The 25608-nt window shown below is 39.1% G+C and carries 39 protein-coding genes and 1 pseudogene; 4 read left to right on the forward strand and 36 right to left on the reverse strand.

All coding sequences use genetic code 11. The annotated features are described in order from the left end of the window. Positions 1-48: 48 nt before the first annotated feature. Both T543_RS00980 and T543_RS00985 read right to left on the reverse strand, forming a co-directional pair. Positions 49-318: a hypothetical protein gene (locus tag T543_RS00980; RefSeq protein WP_035764807.1), complete on the reverse strand. Its 270-nt coding sequence runs from the start codon at positions 316-318 to the stop codon at positions 49-51. Positions 319-341: 23 nt separating this feature from the next. Beyond that, positions 342-569: a hypothetical protein gene (locus T543_RS00985; RefSeq protein ID WP_035764810.1), complete on the reverse strand. Its 228-nt coding sequence runs from the start codon at positions 567-569 to the stop codon at positions 342-344. Positions 570-699: 130 nt separating this feature from the next. Between T543_RS00985 and T543_RS00990 the strand changes: the two genes are divergently transcribed. Further along, positions 700-909: a TetR-like C-terminal domain-containing protein gene (locus T543_RS00990; protein ID WP_035764813.1), complete on the forward strand. Its 210-nt coding sequence runs from the start codon at positions 700-702 to the stop codon at positions 907-909. Positions 910-918: 9 nt separating this feature from the next. Further along, positions 919-1806: a hypothetical protein gene (locus tag T543_RS00995; protein WP_035764816.1), complete on the forward strand. Its 888-nt coding sequence runs from the start codon at positions 919-921 to the stop codon at positions 1804-1806. Between the two features lie 5 nt (positions 1807-1811). Here the strand turns inward: T543_RS00995 and T543_RS01000 are convergent, their stop codons facing one another. From T543_RS01000 to T543_RS16360, 13 genes are all read right to left on the reverse strand, one after another. Next, on the reverse strand, positions 1812-2114 hold the full coding sequence (locus T543_RS01000; RefSeq protein ID WP_035764819.1) for a hypothetical protein: 303 nt from the start codon (positions 2112-2114) through the stop codon (positions 1812-1814). Between the two features lie 67 nt (positions 2115-2181). Further along, the gene (locus T543_RS01005) at positions 2182-2490 is read right to left on the reverse strand and encodes a hypothetical protein (protein ID WP_035764821.1); all 309 of its coding nucleotides are present in this window, start codon (positions 2488-2490) and stop codon (positions 2182-2184) included. Further along, positions 2487-2720, reverse strand: coding sequence for a purine biosynthesis protein PurH (locus T543_RS01010; RefSeq protein ID WP_035764824.1), 234 nt, complete (start codon positions 2718-2720; stop codon positions 2487-2489). Before T543_RS01010 ends, T543_RS01005 begins: the two co-directional genes overlap by 4 nt. Position 2721: 1 nt before the next feature. Next, a complete protein-coding gene (gene thpR / locus T543_RS01015; protein WP_035764827.1) occupies positions 2722-3234 on the reverse strand; it encodes an RNA 2',3'-cyclic phosphodiesterase in 513 nt (170 codons plus the stop codon). Positions 3235-3304: 70 nt separating this feature from the next. Beyond that, positions 3305-4021 (reverse strand): YoaK family protein, encoded by a 717-nt coding sequence (locus T543_RS01020; protein ID WP_035764830.1) that lies wholly within the window; start codon positions 4019-4021, stop codon positions 3305-3307. A gap of 307 nt (positions 4022-4328) precedes the next feature. Further along, entirely contained in the window at positions 4329-4718 is a 390-nt protein-coding gene (locus T543_RS01025; protein WP_035764832.1) for a DUF4342 domain-containing protein, read from the reverse strand. A gap of 25 nt (positions 4719-4743) precedes the next feature. Further along, entirely contained in the window at positions 4744-4956 is a 213-nt protein-coding gene (locus T543_RS01030) for a hypothetical protein (RefSeq protein WP_035764835.1), read from the reverse strand. Positions 4957-5170: 214 nt separating this feature from the next. After that, complete coding sequence (locus T543_RS01035) at positions 5171-5935, reverse strand: YdcF family protein (RefSeq protein ID WP_242839431.1); 765 nt, start codon at positions 5933-5935, stop codon at positions 5171-5173. 31 nt (positions 5936-5966) lie between these two features. Further along, positions 5967-6548, reverse strand: a complete 582-nt coding sequence (locus tag T543_RS01040) for an SOS response-associated peptidase (RefSeq protein WP_035764841.1) — start codon at positions 6546-6548, stop codon at positions 5967-5969. A gap of 136 nt (positions 6549-6684) precedes the next feature. Continuing rightward, positions 6685-7572: a DnaJ domain-containing protein gene (locus T543_RS14910; RefSeq protein ID WP_051638441.1), complete on the reverse strand. Its 888-nt coding sequence runs from the start codon at positions 7570-7572 to the stop codon at positions 6685-6687. A 170-nt stretch (positions 7573-7742) separates the two neighbouring features. Beyond that, positions 7743-8198: a flavodoxin family protein gene (locus tag T543_RS01050; RefSeq protein WP_035764844.1), complete on the reverse strand. Its 456-nt coding sequence runs from the start codon at positions 8196-8198 to the stop codon at positions 7743-7745. 17 nt (positions 8199-8215) lie between these two features. Next, positions 8216-8785, reverse strand: a complete 570-nt coding sequence (locus tag T543_RS01055; RefSeq protein ID WP_035764846.1) for a rhomboid family intramembrane serine protease — start codon at positions 8783-8785, stop codon at positions 8216-8218. Next, entirely contained in the window at positions 8782-8916 is a 135-nt protein-coding gene (locus tag T543_RS16360; RefSeq protein ID WP_035765808.1) for an NUDIX hydrolase, read from the reverse strand. Before T543_RS16360 ends, T543_RS01055 begins: the two co-directional genes overlap by 4 nt. A 188-nt stretch (positions 8917-9104) precedes the next feature. Between T543_RS16360 and T543_RS01065 the strand changes: the two genes are divergently transcribed. After that, positions 9105-9749 carry a Crp/Fnr family transcriptional regulator gene (locus T543_RS01065; protein WP_242839432.1) on the forward strand — a complete coding sequence of 215 codons (645 nt, stop codon included), beginning with the start codon at positions 9105-9107 and terminating at the stop codon, positions 9747-9749. Between the two features lie 72 nt (positions 9750-9821). Here the strand turns inward: T543_RS01065 and rhaB are convergent, their stop codons facing one another. The 3 genes from rhaB to T543_RS01080 are packed head-to-tail and all read right to left on the reverse strand — an operon-like array spanning position 9822 to position 13486. Next, positions 9822-11204 (reverse strand): rhamnulokinase, encoded by a 1383-nt coding sequence (gene rhaB, locus T543_RS01070; protein WP_035764850.1) that lies wholly within the window; start codon positions 11202-11204, stop codon positions 9822-9824. After that, positions 11204-12049, reverse strand: coding sequence for a rhamnulose-1-phosphate aldolase (gene rhaD / locus T543_RS01075; RefSeq protein ID WP_035764852.1), 846 nt, complete (start codon positions 12047-12049; stop codon positions 11204-11206). Before rhaD ends, rhaB begins: the two co-directional genes overlap by 1 nt. A gap of 15 nt (positions 12050-12064) precedes the next feature. Beyond that, positions 12065-13486 carry an arabinose isomerase gene (locus T543_RS01080; protein WP_035764853.1) on the reverse strand — a complete coding sequence of 474 codons (1422 nt, stop codon included), beginning with the start codon at positions 13484-13486 and terminating at the stop codon, positions 12065-12067. 161 nt (positions 13487-13647) lie between these two features. Between T543_RS01080 and T543_RS01085 the strand changes: the two genes are divergently transcribed. Continuing rightward, the gene (locus T543_RS01085) at positions 13648-14562 is read left to right on the forward strand and encodes an AraC family transcriptional regulator (protein ID WP_051638442.1); all 915 of its coding nucleotides are present in this window, start codon (positions 13648-13650) and stop codon (positions 14560-14562) included. A 128-nt stretch (positions 14563-14690) separates the two neighbouring features. Here T543_RS01085 and T543_RS16615 read toward each other — a convergent pair whose 3' ends face one another. The 18 genes and pseudogenes from T543_RS16615 to T543_RS01155 all read right to left on the reverse strand — a co-directional run bounded on the left by T543_RS16615 (position 14691) and on the right by T543_RS01155 (position 25579). Continuing rightward, positions 14691-14873, reverse strand: coding sequence for a GNAT family N-acetyltransferase (locus tag T543_RS16615; RefSeq protein ID WP_081829907.1), 183 nt, complete (start codon positions 14871-14873; stop codon positions 14691-14693). 28 nt (positions 14874-14901) lie between these two features. Continuing rightward, a complete protein-coding gene (locus T543_RS01090) occupies positions 14902-15486 on the reverse strand; it encodes a DUF1349 domain-containing protein (RefSeq protein ID WP_197023916.1) in 585 nt (194 codons plus the stop codon). Positions 15487-16035: 549 nt separating this feature from the next. Continuing rightward, positions 16036-16236, reverse strand: a complete 201-nt coding sequence (locus tag T543_RS16535) for a TraX family protein (RefSeq protein WP_334291515.1) — start codon at positions 16234-16236, stop codon at positions 16036-16038. A 39-nt stretch (positions 16237-16275) separates the two neighbouring features. Further along, positions 16276-16665 (reverse strand): hypothetical protein, encoded by a 390-nt coding sequence (locus tag T543_RS01095; RefSeq protein WP_035764861.1) that lies wholly within the window; start codon positions 16663-16665, stop codon positions 16276-16278. Positions 16666-16730: 65 nt separating this feature from the next. Next, on the reverse strand, positions 16731-17921 hold the full coding sequence (locus T543_RS01100) for an ATP-binding protein (protein ID WP_035764863.1): 1191 nt from the start codon (positions 17919-17921) through the stop codon (positions 16731-16733). 173 nt (positions 17922-18094) lie between these two features. Beyond that, on the reverse strand, positions 18095-18754 hold the full coding sequence (locus T543_RS01105; RefSeq protein ID WP_330369903.1) for a CatA-like O-acetyltransferase, family 3: 660 nt from the start codon (positions 18752-18754) through the stop codon (positions 18095-18097). Between the two features lie 152 nt (positions 18755-18906). Then, the gene (locus T543_RS01110; RefSeq protein WP_035764866.1) at positions 18907-19902 is read right to left on the reverse strand and encodes an SIR2 family NAD-dependent protein deacylase; all 996 of its coding nucleotides are present in this window, start codon (positions 19900-19902) and stop codon (positions 18907-18909) included. 20 nt (positions 19903-19922) lie between these two features. Continuing rightward, positions 19923-20705 carry a protein-ADP-ribose hydrolase gene (locus tag T543_RS01115; protein ID WP_035764868.1) on the reverse strand — a complete coding sequence of 261 codons (783 nt, stop codon included), beginning with the start codon at positions 20703-20705 and terminating at the stop codon, positions 19923-19925. A 56-nt stretch (positions 20706-20761) separates the two neighbouring features. After that, entirely contained in the window at positions 20762-21325 is a 564-nt protein-coding gene (locus tag T543_RS15750) for a cyclophilin-like fold protein (protein WP_051638443.1), read from the reverse strand. A gap of 12 nt (positions 21326-21337) precedes the next feature. After that, a complete protein-coding gene (locus T543_RS01125; protein WP_035765813.1) occupies positions 21338-21880 on the reverse strand; it encodes a flavodoxin family protein in 543 nt (180 codons plus the stop codon). A 42-nt stretch (positions 21881-21922) separates the two neighbouring features. Further along, positions 21923-22027 (reverse strand): annotated as a pseudogene (locus T543_RS16620) (sugar O-acetyltransferase); the annotation flags it as partial. A 7-nt stretch (positions 22028-22034) separates the two neighbouring features. Then, entirely contained in the window at positions 22035-22424 is a 390-nt protein-coding gene (locus T543_RS01130) for an MATE family efflux transporter (protein WP_035764871.1), read from the reverse strand. Between the two features lie 291 nt (positions 22425-22715). Continuing rightward, positions 22716-22958: a hypothetical protein gene (locus T543_RS01135; protein WP_035764874.1), complete on the reverse strand. Its 243-nt coding sequence runs from the start codon at positions 22956-22958 to the stop codon at positions 22716-22718. A 168-nt stretch (positions 22959-23126) separates the two neighbouring features. Continuing rightward, positions 23127-23639: a nitroreductase family protein gene (locus T543_RS01140; RefSeq protein ID WP_035764877.1), complete on the reverse strand. Its 513-nt coding sequence runs from the start codon at positions 23637-23639 to the stop codon at positions 23127-23129. Positions 23640-23655: 16 nt separating this feature from the next. Continuing rightward, on the reverse strand, positions 23656-24135 hold the full coding sequence (locus tag T543_RS01145) for a YbaK/EbsC family protein (RefSeq protein WP_035764880.1): 480 nt from the start codon (positions 24133-24135) through the stop codon (positions 23656-23658). A gap of 259 nt (positions 24136-24394) precedes the next feature. Continuing rightward, entirely contained in the window at positions 24395-24772 is a 378-nt protein-coding gene (locus T543_RS01150; RefSeq protein ID WP_035764883.1) for a zinc ribbon domain-containing protein, read from the reverse strand. 22 nt (positions 24773-24794) lie between these two features. Continuing rightward, complete coding sequence (locus tag T543_RS16140; RefSeq protein WP_242839433.1) at positions 24795-24971, reverse strand: peptide deformylase; 177 nt, start codon at positions 24969-24971, stop codon at positions 24795-24797. After that, positions 24968-25579, reverse strand: coding sequence for a sugar O-acetyltransferase (locus T543_RS01155; RefSeq protein ID WP_035764885.1), 612 nt, complete (start codon positions 25577-25579; stop codon positions 24968-24970). The genes T543_RS16140 and T543_RS01155 overlap by 4 nt, the downstream gene beginning before the upstream one ends. Positions 25580-25608: the final 29 nt, after the last annotated feature.

The following is a 25608-nucleotide window of genomic DNA, read 5'->3' on the forward strand; positions in this document are numbered from 1 at the left end:
TATTTGCTAAATCTAATATTTTTCATCTACAAGGAATAATTTGATTCTCTATTTAGTCTGTTGGAACAGCCAGTCCATCACGGCTACGCTGCTGTATGCATAGTCAAACGATGCCATGTGGTATGTTGCTCCTCCACCAGCGCCTCCGCCGTTGCCACCATTTCCTCTCGTCATCCCTTCTGGTTTTTCACCAGACATTTCAGATGATGCTGTTTCCCCTTCGAGCATTTCCGGCTTTTCAGAATTACCTTCGTCCGATTCAGGTCTCGCCATCTCTTCTCCTTCGCCGTTTTCTCCAAATCCGGTATTTCCACTCATAGGAGAATTACCCGAACCTGCATCTATGGTTCCTGTTCCTTTTTAAGTCGGGCCTTGGCTTCCTCAACAGATTCTCCTTCATGTGCAAGATATCTTTCAACAAACTTGTCCTCAATCTTTGTATATCCGCCAACTACAGCATTCTCAATTTTTTTATAGCCGGATACGACTCCATCTGACATGTTATTAAAGCCTTCTGTTACATTTTTTGCGATTTTCTCATTTGCCTCTACTAATTTGCTTCTGCTCATTTTCTCTTTCCTTTCTGTTTACCAAAGTTTTATTATTTGTACACTTGTTTACGTTTTGTGATTTAAAATATAATCATTCTGATAGAACTCTTCAATCAACAATTTTTAAACATTTGTTGGGATAATAAAAATGAATGTTGGAATTGGAGAAACTCCTCTTGTCAAATACGACACAGAAGATGCTGAAAAGTATTTCCATGGTGAAGACATTATGTATCATATGGAGTTCTTCAGAGGCGGTTTTAACCGCATAGTGAAGATATGGCTTGATCATGGATGCGACAAGTCTCCGGAAGAAATAGCGCAAATTATCAGTTCAGAGTATCAGGGCAGAAACTAAAGGAGTTTTATGAAAAAAATATTGCAGAAGCTTTTTATTCCTAAGCCATCCACCGCTATACTTATTTCCATCCCACTGTATGTATTTGTCGGAGCTGTGCTTGCAAAAGAAATCACAGGACCGGTGGCATATCTGGCATACTTTCTTTCCTGCTACGCTCTTGTAATAACATGTATTGCTATTGCAAAACTTATCACGTCATGGAAAAAATCTTTCCTTCACAGCAGATTTTATTTATGGCTGTCATCACTTCCGATTATTGGAAGCTGGATTACTAACGATGCTATTCGAATAAGGACGGCTCTTTACATTGGGACCTTTATCAACCTTTTGTATGTAATCCTTAAGATCACAACCGGAACAATATATCATTCTGCATGGCTTATCCTTTTTGGGTTATACTATCTGTTCCTTGCCATCTTAAGATTGTTCATCATAAGAGCAGACAGAATATATACTGAAAGTAACGACCTTCGCGGAGAGTATAAAACTTACAGATTCTGTGGAATCCAGCTTCTTGTTCTAAACATATTTCTCAGCTTCATAACAGTGATGGCATCAAGACTTGAAGGCACAATTGATTATCCAGGTCTTCTGATATTTGGGATGGCCTTTTATTCTTTTTATGCAACAATCACAACAGCTGTAAATGCTGTAAGATATCGAGGCCATACTCATCCAATGTTTACCGCAGCCAGGATTTCCAGCTTCACGGCAGCTCTTGTCTCCATGCTTTCTCTTGAGATTGCAATGACAGCCCGTTTTGGTGCAGAAGATATCAGTTTCCGGAAGCAGATGACCGCACTTACAGGCTTAGGAGTATGCTCTATCGTATTGATAATGGCAGTCTCTATGATCATAAAGTCAAGAACCTGGCTTAAACAAAACCACAACTGAACTGCCTACGCTTCTGTACAAATATGACCTTTGCCTAGTGTTTTCAGCATTTCCATTGCCTTATCATATGATTCCTTCATTGAAGCCGGATCATTTGTTGCTATTCCTTTGCTTCTTGCTTCTGAAAGCAAAGCCTTATCATCACTGATAAAAAGAACGCCTGGCTCGCAATCAGCTATAATTCTGGTAGCCTTACCTGCATCTACCCTCTCAACATCTGCATGATGCCGCTCGCTTAACATGCCAAGCTGCTTTGTAAGAACTTCATCTTCGATTTCTGATATACACAATACAATTTTAGAATACATAATCTGCTCCATGCTCTCACAATTGAATACCTATAAATTATCCTTATCACTTCATAGAGGTAGCTGCTCACGATTCTTCATCCTCCGTTCCAAGGCCATAGTACAGCATTTCATTGTACCTGGCGTTTGCTTCCTCTGCAGCCTTTTTGTTATGCCAGCTGTCGATATCACTGCAGATTGCAAGCATCTCATCAACAACAAGCTCTGCTGTTCTCGGCTTCACGTTGTATAGATAAGCCAGCATCCTGTCCATAGCCTTAGGACTACCGAGCTGCTTTGCAATCTGTCCCCCAAGCTCTTTTGGGAAACCCAGCTTTACTACTGCCGATACCAGTTCATCACGCTTTCTGGCCCATTCAATCTGATTCTCTGTCATCTTTTATACCCACAGTCCGACTTTTCAGGTCCATCTACTCCGGATTCATAGTGTGCCCTGAATTCCATATTTATCTCACGGATTTCCTTCTTACCATCAATATAGTCCTGGTACATATCAGCAAGCCCTGACATACACCCATCACATGAACCGCTTATATTTCCTATAGACTCTGCAACTATCTGCTCACGCTCTTCTCGCGTTGTATCTTTTATCAAAATTGATCCCATATTAAAATGCCCTCACATATCCAATCTCTGTATATATCATTCCATGCTTCCCACGCTCTGATTTCATAAGAGAAATTCCATTTACCCTCATCGGATCACTCTCCTGAAACTGTGGTAAAAAAGCCTTGTCTTTTGTACAGTCAGCTTTTCGTATAAGCGTGACATGAGGCATGAACTTCTTTCGATCAAACGGAATCTCTTCATCCAAAAGAGCACTTCTGAGCCGTTTGACATAATCTCTTAATTTTTCGTTTTCTTCAAAATCCGCAAAGAACATATCCTTAAATGGCCTGTAACCACTAAGTTTCACAGAAAATGATCTGAGCGGGACTTTCTTCATGACTTCTTCTATCTGCTCCGGATCATCATACTCTCCAATGAAAGCCAATGTCATGTGCAGGTTCTCACGAGAAGTATAGTTACCCTTGACTCCACTTCTTGTCAGGTCATCCTGGATCTCATTAAGAGAATCCAGCATATTTTCATCAAAACAGATTGCTATGAATAGTCTCATCTATGGCTATCTCCTTGATCATAAAAAATCATGATTACACCAACAACGGTCTGAAAACATTTTCCTATAATCAATGACCATGTGGGACTTTATCAAGCAAACCTTTTTCATAAGATAGATCTGCATGAAACAGCCCGATAAATATTAAGAGCAGAATGACTGCGCTTCCCCAGATTGATCTGTACTGAAAGTATCTGCACGCAACAGTAGAAATAACAGCACCACCCATAAAAAACAAGATGAGTCTGCCATGTGTTTTCACTCTCTCAGCATATTTACTCTCATGGTGCCGTACATACTTTGCCAGGAAGTGCCCCACCTGCCTGATATGATTTGTGACAAATGTTGTCGCTGCGGGTACTCCCTGTACCTGTCTAAAAGTGTTAAACTGCATAGAGCAGATAAAGTTCAAAGCCACCTGACATATCTGATCAGGAGCGTCCCCTGGCAGAAATCCAAGAAGTATCACCACAATGATTTCTATCGCAATGAGGACAGTATCCCATCTGAGAAAATGATACTTCTTTACACTTTTCCCAAGATACTCCGAAACAAATGCTCCTAGAAAATATGCTCCAATCGGCAGCAATAAATATGCTGCAGTTCTAAGATCTGCTTTTCCAAGTGCAATGGCGAAAAGTACAACATTAGCCGTCTGAGCATTACAGAATACTCCACCCCTCTGAATGAATGTATATGCCCCAAACCATCCTGCAGAAGCTATAAGAAGGTCATACACCCATCTTTTTTCACACTCAAGAAACTCTTCTTTCTCTGTGATCTCCATTTTTCTTTTTCCCTTATATTACTTTTTAAGGCATTTCTGTAGCCACAGTCTATTCTACTATAGTTTAGATTCAATTGCACAATAGATGTTGAACCCAGCTTGGTTGGGAGCTTGATAAACTTCTCACCATGACATTGCAGGCAATGCCGGCATGTGAAGATACAATAAATGATGAACTTGCTGCTGAACACATCTCAAGTAAAACAGCTTAATCCGTCTACACTAAAGCGCAGCCGATGTCTATGAACACCAGCTGCGCCTTTGCTTTACGTTATAAAAGTTTTCTTCTTAGCCATATACAGATAGCTTACTTAATTTCGTCCGTGGTCCCATCTTTCTTTACCACTTCCAGTCTGCATCCAAGTCCGAATGCTGCAACTGATCCGGCGATCAATGCCCACGGAGCTGCTGCAAGTCCTATTATACCACCGACTATACCTACATTTACAGGGACACTGAACACAACTTCATTACCTTTCTTGATCTGTACTCTGTCCACGTTGCCCTCTTCAACTTTCTTTTTAAGCTTATCCATTGCCTCTTTGATATCCTCACTGATATCTTTTGTATCAGGCTGAATGAGCTTAATTGCAGCATCGGGATCTCCGTCTGTCTTTAACAGTGCTTCTTTTGCAGCTTTATACTCAACCCCTGTCTGTTCCATTACCTTTTCAATTGCTTCTAATGTGATATTCATGATATTCTCTCCTTTCATCATGTACTCATGCACGGCTGAAAAGACTTACCAACCCTACGATTACAAGTATCGGAAGTGCAATATATATTAACCCGCCAAACAGCATTATCATCAATATCGCAGGCAGGAATACGATATACAGCATCACCTTCATGATGCTCCAGGATGCCCTGAATGCGAATCCTATAAGTTTTCCAAATATACCGAAAAATAAAATCATAAACAACAATGTCATCATAACGCTCACCTCTTTCACAACATCCTCATCAGCAGTTACATCTCTTTTCTATCCATCGGTTTTTCCACTTTCTATCTGTTTACAAACTTTTATATTTTTCTGTTGATGATATCATTATAGATGTGCCCGTTCTTAGTTTACATAATAACTTCAGTGATATCAGAACGGTTATTTCACATTTTCAGCAAAATAAAAAGGAGAGCATCATGTCAACCTACCACTTCATTATCGTAATATCTCTTATTATTCCAAAGCATTCCCTTATCATGTTGTTGGGCAGATACCATGGCACTGTATAGGCTGCAATTCCATAAACATCCGCTTCCGTAAGCTTTTTTGCCAAATGTATTCCGCGGAAAACATGGAAATTATTTGTCACAATCCCAATCGACTTTAGTTTATCTGACTCCCCACCAGTAGTTCCGATGATATCCAGTGAATTTGCTATATTTTCTGTTGTGTCCATGGCTCTTGTCTCTGCTATGATGCGACCCGCTTCAACTCCTTTTGAGATTAGATACTCTTTTCCTCCTTCTCCCTCGGTAACGGATTCATTTCTTCCCTGCCCTCCTGAGACAATGCATATTGTCTCGGGATTATCCAGAAGATACTCATATGCCTCATCAAGTCTGTACTTAAATATGATACTCGGACCGTTTTCTCTCATCTGAGCTCCAAGTACAACGATATAGTCAAGATCCTTTACTCCCTTGTCACCAAAGTGGCTTAACATTGCCGTCATGCAGACAGTAAAGACAATAAGCGCCGCAATAATAAAACAGTAACAGGCTCCTCTTAGTACTGCCGGCACCTTCATCCATCTGTCATCACCGGCAAAGAACCATGCACATCCGAATAATGCTGCACCTACCAGCCATATAGCAAAAGAAAAGGTTCCACTTCCTACCATGTATATGCTCACAGAATAGATCAGGCATATGACCGTGAGCACGCAGGAAATGGCTCTCAAGTATTTCACAATAAATCTTCCTTATCCCTTCATTTATATTTCAGAACAGGTTCAGCTGTTCATAGTCGCTTTTTCTATTAAGCTCAGGCATCCTGTCTCTTATCATGTCTAATGCAGCATCCCTGTTGCTCAGATATTTTCTGACATTCTTTCCTTCGATGAAAACTGGCATTCTGTCGTGAACAGGTTCCATGGAACTGTTAGCTTCTGTCGTGAGTATCACAAAAGAGTCCCTGTTTTCATTCATGTTATAAAAGCCGGCGAGATACAGTGGGCTGTTATCACCCTTGGAAAAATTATATTTTGTCTTGTCTCTGCTCCATTCGTAAAACCCACCTGCCGGAAGAATGCATCTCCTTGATTGCACACTTTCTGAAAACATCGGTTTATTAAGGACAGATTCTACCCTTGCATTTATCAAAAGTTTCTTATCTTTTGAAACCAAGCCCCAGTGCAAAGACGCCACCGTTATATCCTTCGCCTCTTTACCAATGATAAGCGCACTGGCTACTGTACCCGGCATGACATCACCAGCAGGAAGAGTCAGCACGCCCTCATGCAGGCCAAGCTCTTCTTCCACGTCCTCTGCAGTTTTATCAGCATAATAATATCTTCCGCACATGCATTCATTATCCCTTATCTGCTGCTTCTTCCATTACCTTATACTCTCCCATTGGATGGGCAACATGTTGTAATAAGTATGGCTGTTTCCGATAAAAAGTGTTCTCATATTTTCCCGCCCTTTATACTTTCTTCTACTATTTTAGTAGTGCCTTTATGAGACTCCCATTCACTGCCGGAGTGTCTTTTAAATTTCTTGGTATCGTAAGTTCTATTTCAACATGCATCCGATTCCCACGTTTACGGATAGTTTCCGTTTTAGTGATGACAGCATGCACTTCAACTGAGGGATCATCCAAAAGCGGTAGAATCACATAGTAGAGTTCATCTTCATCAAAGGACACGCTGCCAAGTATTTTGCCTGTAACAATCTCTTCGATAACGGCTCTATCATCCCTTAGAAATATGTTCAAAGGCTCTCCGGTTCTTACTTTAGATTTTCTATTATATGCAGCAGTTTCTTTTATAAATCCTGTGAAAGAAAATGTTTCTCTGATCTCATCTTCTTTTACCTTATTGCCTATCTTGCGAGCTGCATCAGCCGGGAGAACATACTCCTGCATCATCAGATGAAAGATGTCTTTTACTTTTTCAGGAGCCAGTGCAATCTGATAGTCTGTCAAAATGTCCTTGCATGCCTCAAGAACGCTCTTTGAAAAGAGCCTGAACTCCTCCATATCAGGATCCCAGACAAATCTGCCACGAGCCATCTTCGATAATGGCAGGGCCTCATCATACATCTTGAACTGAACATATATATCTCTTTCTGAGAAAGCATCTTTGTTTTCAAAGGCATCCCAGGAAAACTCATATGGTTCAAATGAAGGCTCTCCTTCAGATTCCCTGATCTTTCTATACGCCTCGATGACCTGTCTTATCTTTTCATCGTCCTCAGGATTTCTTTTCCTGTTAGGATCCGAGTCCGGGTGATACATGATGAGGAGCTTTTTGTATTTTGTTTTAATTTCCCGGTCATCGTCATGTTTTGACGCGCCGAGAACCTTATAGGCTTCTTTTAGTGTCATATTAAAAATATTCCCGTCAGCCTTGAAACATTAAATCTGTTTGTGAATAGCTCACACTTACACAGGAAAGAATAGAAAATGTGGCGCCCTTGATCTTTTCTTTAAATCCGTCTTTACAAGCTTGATCCCATGGCTATTTTAATTTAGTATCGTTTTATTATCTTCTGACATTACTCAGCCCTGCCAACTCTCACAAGTCCCCTGAAGAACTCTACTGCGTCTTTGAGATCATTTTCATCTGGATGTCCCTTGGAAGTACCTCCTACAAGCTTAAATGGTCCAAAAGTGTTATACCCGTTGCACGAAAACTTGCCAACTACCTCAGCATTTTTTCCTTTTATAGAATCTGCCATAGATTTTGAAAAGTCCTTATTCATTGCACTTGTCATTATGTAAAAAATCTTTTTATTCTGTGGAAGGTTCACCTGTGCAAAGTTCTTAACCTGCTGATGGAACTGAGCAGCATATATTCCGGATGCAAAACCGATCAGATCATATTCAGATAAGTCCTTCTCATGAACAGTAGTTACATCGATAATATCTACCTCAAATTCTTTGGCAATAGCATCGACCACTTTCTTAGTATTTCCGTGATGTGTAGAAGCATAAGCAATGCAGCATTTCATTTATATTTCCTCCATTTTCATCTAATCTTTTTATTTAGCTTGTATCCGACTATTGCTCCTATAATGCCACCTATGACATGTGACAGGTTAGAAATGTTATCCTGTAAAAACACTCCCTCATACACCTGCTGCCCCAGAAAGACTATCGCTACAAGAATGAATGTCAGCGGTATCTCACCATTCCTGAAGCTTGTAAATGAAGTCAGGAGAATAAAAGCAAACACCACTCCGCTGGCCCCGCAGAGAGCCACATTCCAAAACAGGATATAATTCACCAGACCTGTAACAAGAGCTGTGATCACAATGACCTGCAATATTCTTTTTGAACCATATTTTTCTTCAAGCATCGGGCCAAGCAAAAGAATATATGCTGCATTGCCAATATAATGTTCCCAGCCACTGTGACCTAAAACATGTGTAAAAAATCTCAGATAGGTAAGGGGATTTGTAAGGGATGAATGGTATGTCATAAACAGCAGCTCATTACTTTTGCCCCTTGTGACAAATCCAAGTATCAGTACCGCCAGACTCAAGAATATAAATCCCAGTACTACGGGCGAATTAAAAGTTATCTTCAGCTTTTTCATATTTCAATCTTTCCTCCAGGGAATTCCCACCAGCCTTTATAATCGCCATAACCTCTTTCTGCAGCAAAGACTTTATTATCATTTTTTATAATGGCTGCTACTTCATTTATTGATTTAAATGATCTGCACATAATTACCTACCAATTACCCGAACAGTTATTGCTCTTATCATTATATGCAAAAAAGCACCTCCATGCTACAGTAAACCATTCCTTTCCTTGTTTTCATGATGCAAGTATAGTATGATTAGAAAATAATTATGTTGTTATAACCACATTTTTTAAAATAAAGGAATACTTTTATGTCTTGGGATAAGAATATGTTAAAAGATAACATCATCTTCAACGGGATGATGCCTGAAGAAATTGACCTTGCTCTTAAAGAGCTCTCTTCTGTAGAGAAAACATATACTAAAGATTCTATAATTTTACGTGCCGGTGTTATTACAGACTCTTTAGGTCTTGTCATTTCAGGAAGTGTAACAATAGAAAGCAATGATGCATGGGGAAACCGCACTATTCTGAGCAATGTAGGAACGGGTGGATTCTTTGCTGAGACCTATGCCCTGCTTGAGAACGAACCTCTATTAGTAGATGTTATAGCAAATGAAAACTGCCGAATCCTCTTTTTTAAGGTTGGCAGTTTAAAAAAACTAAAATCAAATATGAACTTATGGAGCTTTAAGCTGATATCTAATCTTCTCATGATATCCGCTAACAAAAATCTGCACTTATCCGGGAGAAGTTTTCATACATCTCCAAAGACAATCCGCGGACGTGTTATGGCTTACCTGAATTCCGTATCCCTGAAAAAGGGCAGCAACGAATTTGACATCCCTTTCGACCGCCAACAACTTGCAGATTATCTTAATCTTGAACGCAGTGCTCTCTCAAAGGAACTTGGCAAAATGAAAAAAGACGGTCTTATCGAAGTCAGGAAAAATCATTTTAAATTGATGTCCTGAATTTATCCATTTCGATAGCTATATAATCCTCGATATATAATGTGCTAATAAAAAATGATAGGGAAGTCAAGATTAAATATCAGACATTAGTATATTTCTAAACTCCTTCAGGCCTACCACCTCGCCTGCTGCCACCATCTGGGCGCCAATATTGCCAAGAGCTGTGGCCTCTGAAGGACCTGCTACAACTGTTTTTCCGGTGGTTTCAGCCGTAAGCTTATTCAAATATCCAGCCTTTGAACCGCCGCCAACTACGTTGAGAATATTAAAATACTTGCCTGTAATCTTTTCTACCTCGTAGCAGGCCATTTTATAACAAACAGCCAGAGATTGGTAAATGACCTTTGCCAGCTCTCCTGGTGTTTCAGGAATCTTCTGTCCTTGATTTTTGCAGTAATCCTTTACCGCATCAATCATGGATGCAGGGGCAAGGAAGCACTCATCATTAGCATCCACTATAGAATCTATGTCTGCTGCCTCTGCCATTTCACAAAGCTCAGCAAACGAATACTCCTGCCCTGCTGCAATCAGCTCATTTCTAACAGACTGAATCATCCATAGTCCCATGATGTTTTTAAGGAAACGATAACGTCCCTCATAGCCACCTTCGTTGGTAAAGTTGGCTTCCATTGCATCTTTTGTACATATGGCCTTCATGTTCTCACAGCCTAAAAGTGACCATGTACCAGAAGAAATATATAGTACATTATCAGATGTGTTTGGAACTGCAAATACAGCTGAAGCAGTGTCGTGAGTAGGTGGAAGTACAACTTTGCAGTCAAATCCCACTTCTTCCTTAACTTTCTCAGAAAATCTGCCAATGCATGTTCCTGGCTGCTTAATCTCTCCGAATAAATCCTTATTAAAGCCTAGCATCTCAATTAGCTCATAGTCCCAAATCTTAGTTTCTGGATTGAGAAGCTGAGTTGTGGAGCAGTTGGTATACTCATTTGACTTCACACCTGTCAGCAGATAATGAAGATAATCCGGTACCATCAAAAAGCTCTTTGCAGCCTTCAAATAGCCTGCCTTCTTGTCCGCCATAAGCTGATAGATTGTGTTAAAGATAGCCTTTTGAATACCAGTACGCTCATATAGCTTATCCTCAGGAATGATTTTATAAACCTCTTCGTCCATTCCAGCTGTTCTGCTATCGCGATATCCAAAACATGGGCGAACCACATTATCATTTCCATCTAATAGAACATAGTCCACTGCCCATGTATCAATGCCCATTGAGGTTGGGATCTTTCCAAGCTCCTTGCATTTCTTTAAGCCAATAATTATCTGTCTAAAAAGCTCATCAATATCCCATCTCTTATGACCATCCACCTCAATCATTCCATTGGAAAATCTATGGATTTCCTCTAAAACCACTTTTCCATCTTCAAGATGGGCAAGCATATGCCTGCCCGAAGATGCCCCAATATCTACCGCTAAATAGTAATTAACCATTATCTTTCTCCAATAATATCGCTCTTCTTTTCGTATAAGCATTCTTCATTAATCTGAACACCAAATGGTGCATTTAATGCTCTAAACTCATCTGGCTGAATTGTCTGTCGCTTTTTGTTTGTCATTGAAATGACCTTTACAAGAACCTCTGCAGCCTTTTCTACTGTGTGCATAAGACCAAATGCAATATCAAAATCTGTACCACATACAAACATTCCGTGATGAGCCCAAACAGCTACATCCTTTGTTGTCATGATTTCAGATGTTGCAACTGCAATATCTCTTCCGCCTGGAACCATCCATGGTACTACGCCAATTCCCTGTGGGAATACGATTGGACATTCTGTTGCCATCTCCCAGATTTCTCTAGTGAAGATTTCATCCTCTAATGGAAGTACATATGTAAGTGCAATAACATTTGTTGGATGGCAGTGGTATACCACGCGGATTTCCTTGTCTCTTGCCTTGCAAACCTCAAGGTTCATAAGATGAGATGGAAGCTCCGATGTTGGTCTACCACCATTTACAAATCCCCAAACTATTCTATAGTTGGCTCCTGTTTCATCTACCTCAATAATTCCAATTGAATCTGTTGGATCGATAATTACATTTCTGAAATATTTTCCAGAGCCTGTTACAAGAAAATATTCTCCTGCTAAATCTGCAACAGTTGTTCCGATTTCTCTCCAATCACCTGGGTTGAACTCCTCTTTTACACTTTCAACTTCTGCTGGCTTAATTCTATAAGAAAGGTTTCCACCATTACGCTCATGCCAGCCCTGCTGCCAACCATCGTCAGCCATTCTCATAAAACCTTCTACAAACTTTGCTTCTAAAACCTTCATCTTTTTAAAACTCCTTTATCTAACTACTACTTCTACTGGAACATTAAATACCTTTGCAACTTTTTTGATTGTCTCTATATGGTGTCCAACTGCTGCACCAAAATGATGTGTAGGACCTGTCTCGCTCCATCTTGTTACAAATTCTGCAGCGCTGCAGCTGAATCTTGTACGCATCATAGTGTCACCGTTCTGAAGAATCTTTCCTTCTTCGTTAACACCCTCAGCAACCACGAATTTGAAGTGGCCTTCTCCATCCTGTGTGATACCAAGGTAAGTGATAGGTCCTGTAGGTGGATAAAACTGTGTAAGATATCCGCCTCCAGTCTTTCCATGGAACACATCCATCATCTTCATAGTTGGTTTCTTTGCCTGAGAGATGGCTGCATCACCAGATCCTGAATGTCCAATAAGAGTTACGTCATCGTTGAAATCAATAGTGTACATTTCAGCTAACTGACCTGTTCCAGAGATAGTCTTCAAAATGCTCATTGCCATAGCAACCTTCATGTCTCCTTCAACAGCACAGGCTGTTCCCTGCTTTATCAACATTGAGAAGGCTGGAATAAGAAGGCTGTCCACCTTGCCAGCAATTCCCTTTGCAAATCCGTCATAGTGAGATGCTATAAGGCCAAGTTGTTCATCCTTAACCCACTGTTCAAAGGCAACAACATACTTTGCCATTTCCCATACTTTATCTACATCTCCACCACCAACGATATCGAATGTATCTAAGATGTCCTCAGCCTTTGCTTTAATAACAGCCTCATCAGTAATATCATCTGCGATAGCCCAAATCTTTTCCCAGTCAAACTGCTTTGTGTAAAGTCCCATTCTTCTATAGAGATTTGACTCATCGATATATAAATCCATCATGCCAGGATATGGTCTTCCAATCTGGGCAATGTTTGTATCTCTGAATCTACGACGGCAATTTGCTGCAAGGCACCACTCACCTATTTCTCTTGCAACATTTTCATCGCCACCTTCTACAACACCTGTGATTACAGCGCTGCGCTTACCATAGCGATTAAGATCTGCCACCATTTCACCAACTGCACCGCAAGCATAGGCCTCTCCAAGCCACTCTGCTGTACCAGCTGTATCATAATCAAGTGCCTTAAGCTTCTGTATATTCACAAGCACTACAGGAACATCTAAATCCTTTACTGCTGGAAGCATGTTGTAGCTTGTAGCATAGGTTAGAAGCTGCATGAATACTAAATCTACATCTGCTGCTCTAAACTTATCTCCTGCGGCCTGTGACTGCTCCTTTGTTGTAACCACACCGCCATCGATTATTTCTACAGTGTCCGGAATTGACTTTTTAAAATCCTCAAACTGCTTTTCAAATTCTGGTACCAACGATGGAAACTGTGGTAAATATGCGCCAAGGGCGATAGAAAACACACCCACTCTTGCTTTTGTTTCTACTAACATCTTAACCCTCCTAGAACCTTATTTGCTCTTTATTTAAGCCTATAATATAATGATTTTGATTTATGTAACTAGAACAGCAGATTATATATTTTGGGACCTTATTTGACATTATGAAAAATGATATATATGAACTCCTAAACCGAATAACAGATGAGGAAAAAATGATTCTTGAAGGGGATGCCAGCATTAGAAAAGAGCTGTATACCTCTGAAGATGAATTTGTAATAGATTCGGGAAAGCTTTTGGCACAAGGCAAGCTAATCGATATTCGCCCTCACACTAGATTTGCATATTTCCCTACACACAGACACAACTATATAGAAATGGTTTGTATGCTAAAGGGCCATTTAACAACTCATTTTGTGGATGGTGAAACTTTAACTCTACATGAGGGTGATATATTACTTTTGAACAGACACGCAAGACATGATATAGAGCCATGTGGCAAAGATGATATTGCTATTAACTTTATTATTCTTCCTGAATTCTTTTCCCGTACGCAGGTTTTTTATGATAGAAATGATATTTTGAGAGATTTTATCGTAGCATCCCTTTCAGAAAGAAAAAATTATAATGACTATCTTCTATATCATGCCAAGGGCATACTACCTGTTGAAAATTTATTAGAGAACTTAATCTGGACTCTCACATATCACAAAAATGATATGAACACTATCGCTATGTCCACAATGGATTTGCTTCTAATGAATCTTTGTACCCTCTCATCAGACACATTGACCGATATGAGCCGGGGTAGTAACTCAACCACAATCCAGGCCCTTGAATACATTGATACCCATTTTGACAATGGCACACTGGATGAACTGGCTCAACTGACAGGGTATTCAACCGCATATCTTAGCAGACTTTTGAAACAAAATACCGGCCTGAATTTCAAGCAGCTTCTTCAGCAGCGTCGCCTTCAGGAAGCTGCATACTTACTAGAAAACACTACTCTTACAACAGAAAAAATCATAAAAAAAATTGGCTACGAAAACTCTGCTTACTTTTACAGAATCTTCGAAGCCAAATATGGTCTATCGCCTAAAGAATATAGAATTAGATCAGGGCGATAAGACAGATTTTTTAACCTATTATAATTCACAAATATAGCTTCCTTGAACTATTACCTCTTCACCATTAGGCTTCTTTTGTACCCAAATCGTAATCCTTCCTACTATCAATATCCAGAGCAAATAGCTCTTTAGATGGTTAATTTCTCCATCTTCACATGCGGAATACCATCTTCCATAAACGGCTCTGATACCACCTCAAAGCCCTCTTTTGCATAATAACCTATGGCATATTCCTGGGCTTCAAGGTATATCTTCTTAGCCTTAAACTGCTCAGTTGCTACCCTTACACTTATAAAGAATTGCAGATACAGGTGCGCCTACATAAATTCACACACATCATTAGTCTGGCTGCTGACCATCATGAGCCTTCCAGGCGCACTCTGTTATCTGCATATCTGTAAATACAGCCTTAAAGCTTGAATCCTCTGGACTGCACGCATAGATTCCGAAGGAAATCGTTCCGGCTCCTTCCCACATATGGCAGACTCTCATTTGTGAAAAATCTTTTCCATCGTAGGAACACTCAATACAGTAATCATCTTCTCTCCTGCTAAATCTATACCACATCTGCTTTACATCGGCTGGAATAGCCGTAGTTGCCCAGTCAGAATATCCATGGTTTGTAACAACAGAGCCAAGATGCTGAAACTCTTCATTTTCATACTCAACAGAAGCCTTGAGCCAGTTCTCTGAATCAAGATACATGACAATTCCGCACTGATCAAAACGATGATGGCTATCGGTAAAGTCTGTCTTTACCATAAAGGAGAAGAATTTATCATCTGTTTCCATCTGCAAAACAGGAGCATTGTCATTCCTAAAATGATAATATGTTCTCTGCCAAAGATCAGTAAAAGGCTCAGTTGTGATTGTTACTTTATCCTCAGTAATATTGCATACGTTCGGTTTTCTTATCCATTCCATTGTTCTTGCGTCAATTTTCATTTCTTCTGTTCTCCCTTACATATACTATGAAACCACTGATAATAATAATTTCTTTCTCATCCTGCACCCATTCCATGCGTAACTTATTTTTCCCTAATGATATTGTTACAGCCTGTTATGAATTCCTGCAGGTCATTATACATATCTTTTATGCTTTCCGGATCACCATCACCCATGCCTGCGATATTTACATACTAAAATTAAGTGGTAACGAAGTAGATATTTATTTCGATTTCCATGTTTATATTCTTTATTCATGGGATAGAATTATATCTTGTTTATCTCGCTTAGGCGAGATGTTAATTAAGTAAAACGGCTTTCATCCCATCAGCTGAAGCTAATGGGTTTTCAGCCGAAAGCAATTTTATAAACTTTTTCTTCATACTCGTTCCCTCTGTAAATTCATTTTTATCGCACTAATACTGTGTTCAACGCTTAATATTGTATCACACATGCTTCACATATAAAAAAATAGAGGGGCTGTCGCTTTAGATAAGTTCCTAGAGGTACTGTAAGTTGATAAGGCATTTAGAAGATTGTTGATATGTTACCATGCAACAAAATCCGGACAATTCCTATAACAAACGGTATCCCAAATGCAAAATCATATGCAAAATGCGATATAACCGCGAGTATAAACAATCTCGTAATATATTTCTTCCTGTCATGCGTGTAATAACACCCCTCTGCAATAAAAAACCACATAATCGGAGCAGTAAGCCTTCCAATTCGTTGGTATTATTTTTGCACCATTCAAGAAGCATAGTTTCAAAGGATTTCCAAATATTGCATCTTTACGACATTTTCATTAAAAAACATAAATGCCTTGTGTGATAAATCTGCTATAGGATTATAATGAAAAATCATAATAAAACATATACCCAAGGCAATGGTATAACTAACCAATATAGGCCATATCTTATACGTTAATTTTATTTTTTTATTCAATAAATCTATAATCAACGGAATAATCATTATGATTGCAAAAATAGCGCTAACTATATTATTTATTAACCTTCCCGCTTCTGTATAACATACTGCGTACATAGTACCATCGCCAAAATCTACCGAAAGTGAAGGTGCCTGAAGATTAAATCCATAAAAAAAAGATATAAATATAAAACCATAAATAATAAATAATAATAATTTCTTTCTCATCATGTCCTCTGGCAATTTGAAGTTATCAAGCTTTTCGCTTATAGAAGAGCCCTACAAATATCGATTTATCTCATTAACCAATTAGTTAAATCTAGTACTTTTATTCCTTCTATGTCATAGTCATCATGCTTTGTATTCGCTATCAAAATCTTAGGATATGCATCTTTTATCGCTCTTAGTGGAGACAGCTCTCTTTCCAATGTATCTGAATCAGAAATATTATCTGATACTTGGATATATAGCTTCTCATTTTGTTTCATAGCTACAAAATCTATCTCCCTCTGATACAGCTTGCCAACATAAATCTCGTAGCCCCTCCTGAGTAATTCTAAGGCAACTATATTTTCATATGCTCGTCCATAATCCATATTTCTTGTTCCAAGCATTGCATATCTAAATCCTAAATCGCTAAGATAGTATTTATCTGATGTTTCTAAATACTTTTTTCCACGAATGTCGTATCGTTTTACTTTATAGAACATAAATGCACTGCAGAGATACTTCATATAATTTCCTATTGTTATATGATTCGTCTCAACCTTATTTTGCTTAAAAACATTACTAATCTTACTTGCAGATGTCAGATTGGAAATATTATCCATCATATAATCTGTTAAAGAATCCAAAAGCGCCTCTTCCTTAATACCATACTTGTCTACAAGATAACGTTTTATACTTGTAGTGTAAACATCCTTTATATATGATGCCTGATCCTCTTTTTCGCTGTACACATATGCCCCAGATAAACCACCACTCATAACATATGAATCCAATACATTTGCTGTATTAGAATCATATCCATAGTACTCACAATATTCAGCAAAACTAAATGGATAAACAGGAATTTCTATAAATCTCCCCGTAAATAACGTCGATAAATCTGAGCTTAGCAAAAATGCATTGGAACCCGTAATATAGATATCGTATTTTCGGCTGTTATATAAACTATTGATAGCAAGCTCAAATTTTTCACACATTTGAACTTCATCTACAACAATGACATTTGTTTTACCATCAATGTATTGTCCTTCGCAAAAATTATAGAGTTCCTTATATGTTTTTAAATCATCGAATTTAAAATCTGCAAAATCAACGTATATTATATTTGTATCTTCGTTTGTGCGTATCAGTTCCATATATGCTCGCACCAACTCAGACTTTCCAGAACGTCTCAATCCTGTTATTATCTTTATATCAGGAGTATTCTTTAATCGAATGAGTCTATCCAAATATTTTTTTCTTTCAATAATCTTCATACAGGCCTCACTTTCAAAACTTCAATTTCTTTTCACTTTTGAAAGCATTGTATCATTCACTTTCAAAACTTACAATATTTTTCTTTTTTGAAAATGCAAAAAGAGCAGCCACCTCGATTTGAGATAACTGCTATGTAACATTCAGTATTTAATTAGATAGACAAATTTATCGATTATAGCCCGACAAAACATCTGATTTCCTGTTCCAAGAGTCGAAATACGTTTGCGACCAGATACCCATCAGCAATCGCATGATTCAGACGAACGGTCACAGGCATGACAAGCCTGCCGTTTTCTTCTCTGTATTTTCCCCAGTTAATGATCGGCGCAAAATATAGATATCCATCAGGAAGTTCAAGATGAAGTGAATCATAGGAAAGCCAGGATATATAAGATGCATCGAACCAGTTGGGATGATTCGTCGTATCCAGGCCGTATTCTCTTGTTTTCTTTGCCTCTTCAACATCACGCAATGCAGCATTATAGAACTTTTCATAGTCCTCATCATATTCCGTATATACAGGCGTACAGGTTTCCGTATCTTCATGAAAAACATACTGCGTAGGATTGATTACGTCATAGCAGATCAGCTCATCTGTCTGCCAAAGATATCCCATTCTGTAGTCTTCGCGTGAATTCATGGCTTTTGAAAGGATAAACAGGAAATTGATGTAAAACTTCGTACCTGTGTTCCTGGAGTATGCGGCGAGCTCTGTTACGTCTATTCTCGAAGTTATCGAGGTCGAGCACTTACAATCTTCCGTAAAGTGGCGAAATACACCTTTTCGATAATACGTCCCTTTATCAATTACTTTATAGTTAATTTGCTTCATTCTTACACCCCGACCTTCTGCTCGTTCAGAAGAAGTATAACCGTATCTCCACAAACACCGATTCTTAATTATTCTATCATGAGCAACACAAATGTAAAAAGGGAGAAATGTATTTTCTCTTTAATACCGATAATATCTTTCTTTTTCTGAAATCATGCCAGCTTATCCAAAAGCTCATCTATATCACTGTTAATGCATACGCTCCTATCTTCTATCTCTCTGGGACAGTATGCCTCTTTGTAATTCAAGCATGCATATGTAGCTTTTTCATTTTCCATTGTCATTTGCCAGAATGGATACTTAATTATTACTGGTGTATTGCTGCCTACCCCAAGTTCCAGGAAAAGCACATGCAGATTTTCATGTCTTCTAAGGAAATCAGAATAAGCCGCTGATGCTCTATGCCAGCCTCCATCTTCAAGGAATGTATCATCACTTCTAAGATTCATGGTGACATCACTTCCATCAATCGGACACTTTGGAATCAAACTGCTGTCAATTTCCATTCTGACCACGTCGCCAGATGGTATTGCAAAAATTCCATTCCCATCCTTAACAAATCCCTGAGATTCCATGGCATTCATCACCCAGTCTTCATTATCAAAGTTTTCCCTAATTGCCGGATTCAAACTTTGAAACAGACCATAATCTCCCTGAGTGTAAAATAATCTTTTCTTATCAAAGCCTGCTTTCTGAAAGCAATGATCCACGTTTGTAGTAATCACAAAGTAATCTTTATCCTTAACAAGGTTATAAAGTTTTGTATAAGTATCTTTATGTGCATCAAGGTATCTGTTGATGTAGATATACCTTGACCAATATGCCCAGAACTCTTCCTTGGTTTTGTATGGGTAAAACCCGCCTGAATACATGTCCTGAAAACCATATTTTTCTTCAAAATCAGAAAACCACTTTTTAAACCGGTCTCCACTGTACGTAAACCCTGCGGAAGTAGAAAGTCCTGCCCCAGCTCCAACAACAATAGCATCAGCAGCCTTTATTTCTTCTTTTAATCTGTCAAGCTGCTCTGTATCATCATCTTTCCCAAGGGACATACCGCTGTTAAAGCTATGTATGGCACTTAAACCTTTTTCTATTGTTTCCTGATATCCATTTGGCTGAAACGATCTGATCTTAGCCGTTATCATTTTAAAACACTCCTTATAGCTTAACCATTTAACAGTTTTTCATATATTTCAAAATCAAGATCCTTAAATACATTGAAAACAATCTTCATCTCACTGCCTGTCTCATCAAGCCAGTTTTTAACTGTCTCTACAGCAATCTCAGCAGCTCTCTGATTAGGAAACATGAAAACACCGGTAGAAATGCAACAAAGAGCAATGCTCTTAACACCGTTTTCCTCTGCTATATCAAGACATGACTTATAGCAGGATGCCAAAAGCTGCTCATGCTTTTTAGTCAGAGGACCTTGAACTATAGGACCCACGGTATGAATAACATAATCACAAGGTAAATTATACGCCGGAGTAATCTTAGCCTGCCCTGTTGGCTCTGGATGTCCCTGCTTTTCCATGATGCAGTTACATGTTTTTCTTAGCATGAGTCCAGATTTCGAGTGTACAATGTTATCCGCACAATTATGCAGGATTCTCCAGCAGCCCAAAAGCTCCGAATTTGCGGGATTCGTCAATGCATCCACTCGAAGTGTTGTCATGTCTCCTTGCCATAAATATAGACGATTATCACTTTTTATGGGTTCTAAATCATTTATATCTGTAATACCGGCACGTCTATTTTCTTCTGTTAGATATTCATCCTGTATCTTAAGAAATTCATCACTTAGATCTTTAGGTACCCATATATTCATAAGACCACGAAGTAAATCCTTCTGCCCTTGCTCATCATTTGGAATAGGATAATCACTTAGCTGGGATTCATCTCTTTGTAATTCTTTAATTAACCAAATTCTCTGTTCAGTATGGTTCATGAGATATCAACTCCCTTTCATTACTTCAGAGGACAATTCTTTTGGCATACGGATATTCATCCCATGCTAATAGTTATTGTAACATCGCCATTTGAAAGCAACTCAGTCATGCCAGCCTCATCCTTATCAGATATGTGACCTAACCGTGTGTATGACCAGCTATTAGAACCATAAAACACAACCATTTGATTCCCTGAATAAAGAACTATATCCCCTGATGATGTTGTCGTCTGTTTGACATCTCTTGGAAGACTCTGACCTATAGATCCCACCTGCTCAAATCCGCCATACATTGACATCTGAATTATGACATCGCCTTTTTCAGCCATATTTCGCAGCGCGTCTACTGCCTGATTATTTTCCCAATCTACATTTACTTTAATATCACCAATTTTCATTATCATAGTTTTTTCTCCAATACTCGTATCATCAGAAGAAGTGTCACTCTCAACAGCTTGATTATCAGTTTCTTCTGTACTTTCTGCTTCTATATCTTCTGATTCAGAAATGGCAGCGCTCGAATCATAGTTTTCATATGGTATCTTAGTATCACCTGAGCATGCGCTGGTACAAAGCATCATGAACACACAGAGTGTCATCATAATCAATTTCGTTTTCATCGCAAACTTCCTTTATTTTAATGTTTTTCCAAACTCATAGGCTTCACTTAATTCCTCTTTTTTACCTAATGCCTCACCCATATCGCCTATGCCTCCGCAGAATAAGGAACCGGAGAATTCTGCCTTTTCAAAACAGTCAACCCATCCCTGAAGTCCGCTTTCAGCCTTCTGGGGCACAAACTCTTCATCCTCAGCCGCAACAGAGAGCATATAAACATTCCTAAACTTATAGTCTGAAGGATACAGCGGATTGAGCCTGTCCAAAAGAGTTTTCATCTGGCCGCTCATCTCGTAATAATAAATCGGAGTTGCAAATACAAGGGTATCTGCATTCTTTACTTTTTCTGCAATCTCAGCAGCATCATCCTTAATGACACATTTCTGGGTATTCTGACAGGCAAGACAACCTATACAGAAACTGATATTTTTCCCTTTCAGGCTTATATGTTCCACATCATGACCTGAAGCTTTTGCTCCCTCTATAAGCTTTTCCGTAAGTATGTCGGAATTACTCTTTGCACGAAGACTTGTAGAAATTACTAACACTTTGCTCATATTTTCCCATCCTTTCTTTTCTATTGGTCTGACATTCTCTATCTTCTTTTTAACTTTTGCAGGAACACCTCCCACAATCGTGTTTTCCTCAACGTCTTTTGTTACAACAGCTCCGGCTGCAATTACAGCTCCATCACCAATTGTCAGGCTCTGCCTAAAAAGATTCAGTAAAGCTCTTCCTCCACAGGAACAAAAGACAGATAACAGTATTTATTATCCAGCAGCATATTGCTATGAATATGGCGGCATTTGCTGCGTTCTTGACCTTGTCGGGGCGCTTTTCACCCAGTGCTTTGGATATTACCGCATTTAGTCCTACCGCATTTCCAAGACCAAGGGATGAAACGATGAGCTGAACCGGTCCCGCAAGTGAAAGCGCCGTCAGCGCATCTTCTGAAATTCTTGACACAAAAACCGAATCCACAAGGTTATAAAGTGAGTTGATAAGCAGGCTGAACATAAGAGGAATTCCTGTAGTGATCACAAGCTTGCTTATCTTTTCTGTTCCCATGATATTTTCGCCGGATGATATTTGTTTTGCCATAAATCTCTCCTGAATTTCTTTTCTTTCCAGTTTCCATATTAAAACCTTGACCTGGTTTTCGCTAATGAACAAAATAAATATCATGATATTCATTTTTGGAATAACACTTAAATGGTCAGCTTTTTATTATGCTTTTTTAATGAAGAAAGCATATTATCTATGATGCTTACGTTATCCTGAGGAGTATCATTTCCATTAACACCAATACCAAAACCTGCGATGGATATGTTGAATCCCTGTTTAAAGAAATCCGGGATTTTCTTGCAGGAATCGATCAAACACATAGCACAGTCATTGATAAGATCCTGCGTTGAATTTAGGTCTATTACAATCCTTATCCTTCCCAAGTTCATTTGTTATTGAAGTCATAAGTACAGTCTTGCCACTTCCTCTGATTCCTTCGATAAGATATGCCTGACTGATTGGATTGTCAGCCTCAAATGTACTTAAGATCATATCCGTATTTTCATATCTGGATATATATTCATTTGGCTGTTTTCCAAAAGTAAGAGTAAATGGATTATTCTTTTTCATAACATGACATCCTTTCATAATTCTTCATAATCCATTACACTTTCATAATTCTTCATAATTCAATATATTTTTCATAAACTTTCATAAGTGAACTACAAAAGTTACCTCTACATAAAAAGAATCAGCTCCAAATCCATCCTTGAATTCTTTGCTGATTCTCTGCTTTTCTTAAATATAACTTACTGTTTCTGTAAGGTTCTTCCTGATGTTATGATTATCAAGAGGTCCTGCACCATCTGCCGCATATCCAAGGTCAAGAAGCATCAAAATCTCTTCATTCTCCGGCAAACCAAGATCTTTAGCGAGCTTATCAGGATCAAAGAAATTTAGCCAGCAGCTGTCTACCCCAGCATCAGCGGCAGCCAACATGAGATGTGTTGCCACAATCGACGCATCCTCCACTCCGGAATCTCTCTTGCCACCCGGATATGTAAATACATTGTTTTTATCAAATGTTACAACAAGAACTGTCGGCGCTCCGTAACGGCATGGCGTTGCCTTATCGATCTTAGCCAGGTTATCATCAGTCTCAACAACATAAATATGCTGTTCCTGAAGATTCTTTGCCGTAGGTGCAAGCTTTCCGGCTTCAAGGATGTCATTAAGCTTTGCCCTGTCTACTTTCCTTTCGCTGTATTTCTTACATGAATAACGGTTCTTTACTACTTCTTTAAATTCCATGGTAACGCCCCTTTCTTTACTCGTCTTCTTCCCATCCCTTACATACATCACACCAACCCTCGGCTCCGGTAACAGCTTCAAGCTCTGAAGGTGTTACCTTAACAGAAGTAAACTCATTACCTCCTGCAGGATGGACATATTCAAATCTCTTCATTGAAACATCCAGCCATATAGGGATGTTATTAGCCACCGCAAATGGGCATACTCCACCCGGCTGAAATCCCGTGATACTCTCCACCTGATCTCTGGGAATCATGTGTGGCTTAGTGTGAAATAGTGATTTGAACTTAGAACTGTTAACCTTACCATCGCCTGCCATTACCACAATTACAGGCTTTTCATCTACAACAAAAGACAATGTCTTTGCGATCTCCGGTTCGGTACAGCCTATCTGCTGTGCAGCATGTTCAACTGTATCAATCGTTTCGGTATGTTCAGTAAGCCTGTCACCAAGGTTATTTGAGACAAGAAACTCTTTTACCTTTTCATTTATCATTTCTGCCCTCCACGGAAACAGTTATTTCTATGCTACCATTATAAGCACAATAGTGCATACTCTGTGTATGTATTTACCTATGGCTGATGATAGCCTTGGGTTATATCAGAATTATCACTTAATACACTTCCATATCCTTGCGTTTATTCACAGTTGGGTTTACCGCATTTATTGAATTCTTCAGGGACTGATACATGCCCTCAGTGATTTCCATTTCTGCGAACTCATTACACAAGCTTTTCCATCCTTCTTACGTCTATCAAAACCTCGTTCCACATTTCGGACAAAAATCAAAATCCTCAGTTGTCTCATATCCGCACTGCCTGCATCTCTTATAGCCGGTAGTAAATCCTCTTCCACCGCTTACCTGAGTCAGATGGCTTGGCAAGATTTCTACCTCCTCGCCCCTGGCAATCATCTTACCAATCTCCGGATCAAGCTCATAAACAGTTCCGCAGCAACTGGTCTGCACGTAGTAATGTCTGTTCCACTTGAAAGTCGGTATAAAGAAAAGAGACAGCACTGTATATGTCATGAACACATTGAATCGTCCATATTTCCCGCAGATGGAACAGGTGATCAGCTGATTAAAATCAAAATCTTTCCTTCCATCTGTAATTCCCATGATAAAAAACATTTATCTCTTCACTCCTTCTCCATCAAATAAGCACCCCTGAAAAATGATCGATTTCATGCTGGATTATCTGTGCCGTAAAGCCGTTGTATTTCCCATGTTTCCCCCTTACTTTAACTCTGTAATAGTCTCTCCGGTCAGCTGTTCCATACTCAATAACCCCCACAACAGCAGGATCAAGAGTTGTTTTTATACGAATCACTTATAGTCATCCACATCAAATTTTCTGTCTTTGAAATAATAATCCCTGTCATCTTCAGTGATTTCCCTGATTATTCTGCAAGGAGCTCCTACAGCAATAACATTATCCGGCAGATCCTTCGTAACGACACTTCCTGCTCCGATAACAACGTTATTTCCTATCGTTACTCCCGGCATAATGCAGGTATTTCCACCAATCCACACGTTATCACCGATAGTTATGTCAATACCATATTCATATCCCGAATTGCGAGAATCAGGATGAATCGGATGTCCAGCCGTGTATATGGAAACATTTGGAGCAATCTGGGCATTATCGCCAATCCTGACTTTTCCAACATCAAGAACAACTAAATTATAATTGGCAAAGAAATTCTCTCCAACCTCTATGTTGTAGCCATAATCGCAGTGAAAAGGTGCTTCTATATTCACATATTCTCCTGTTTTTCCGAGTATTTCCTTAAGCAGCTTGTCCTTCTCCGAACTGTTCTCTGGATCCAGGTTGTTGAATCTAAATATTCTCTTTTTGTTTTCCATCCGTTCTTCGCTAAGCCCATCCATCCAAGCTTTGTATGGGAGATTAGCAAGCATCCTTTCTTTTTGGTTCATTTTATTTCTCCTGTAAATCACGAACTGTA

Source organism: Butyrivibrio sp. NC2002 (assembly GCF_000702265.1).
Lineage (GTDB): Bacteria > Bacillota > Clostridia > Lachnospirales > Lachnospiraceae > Butyrivibrio.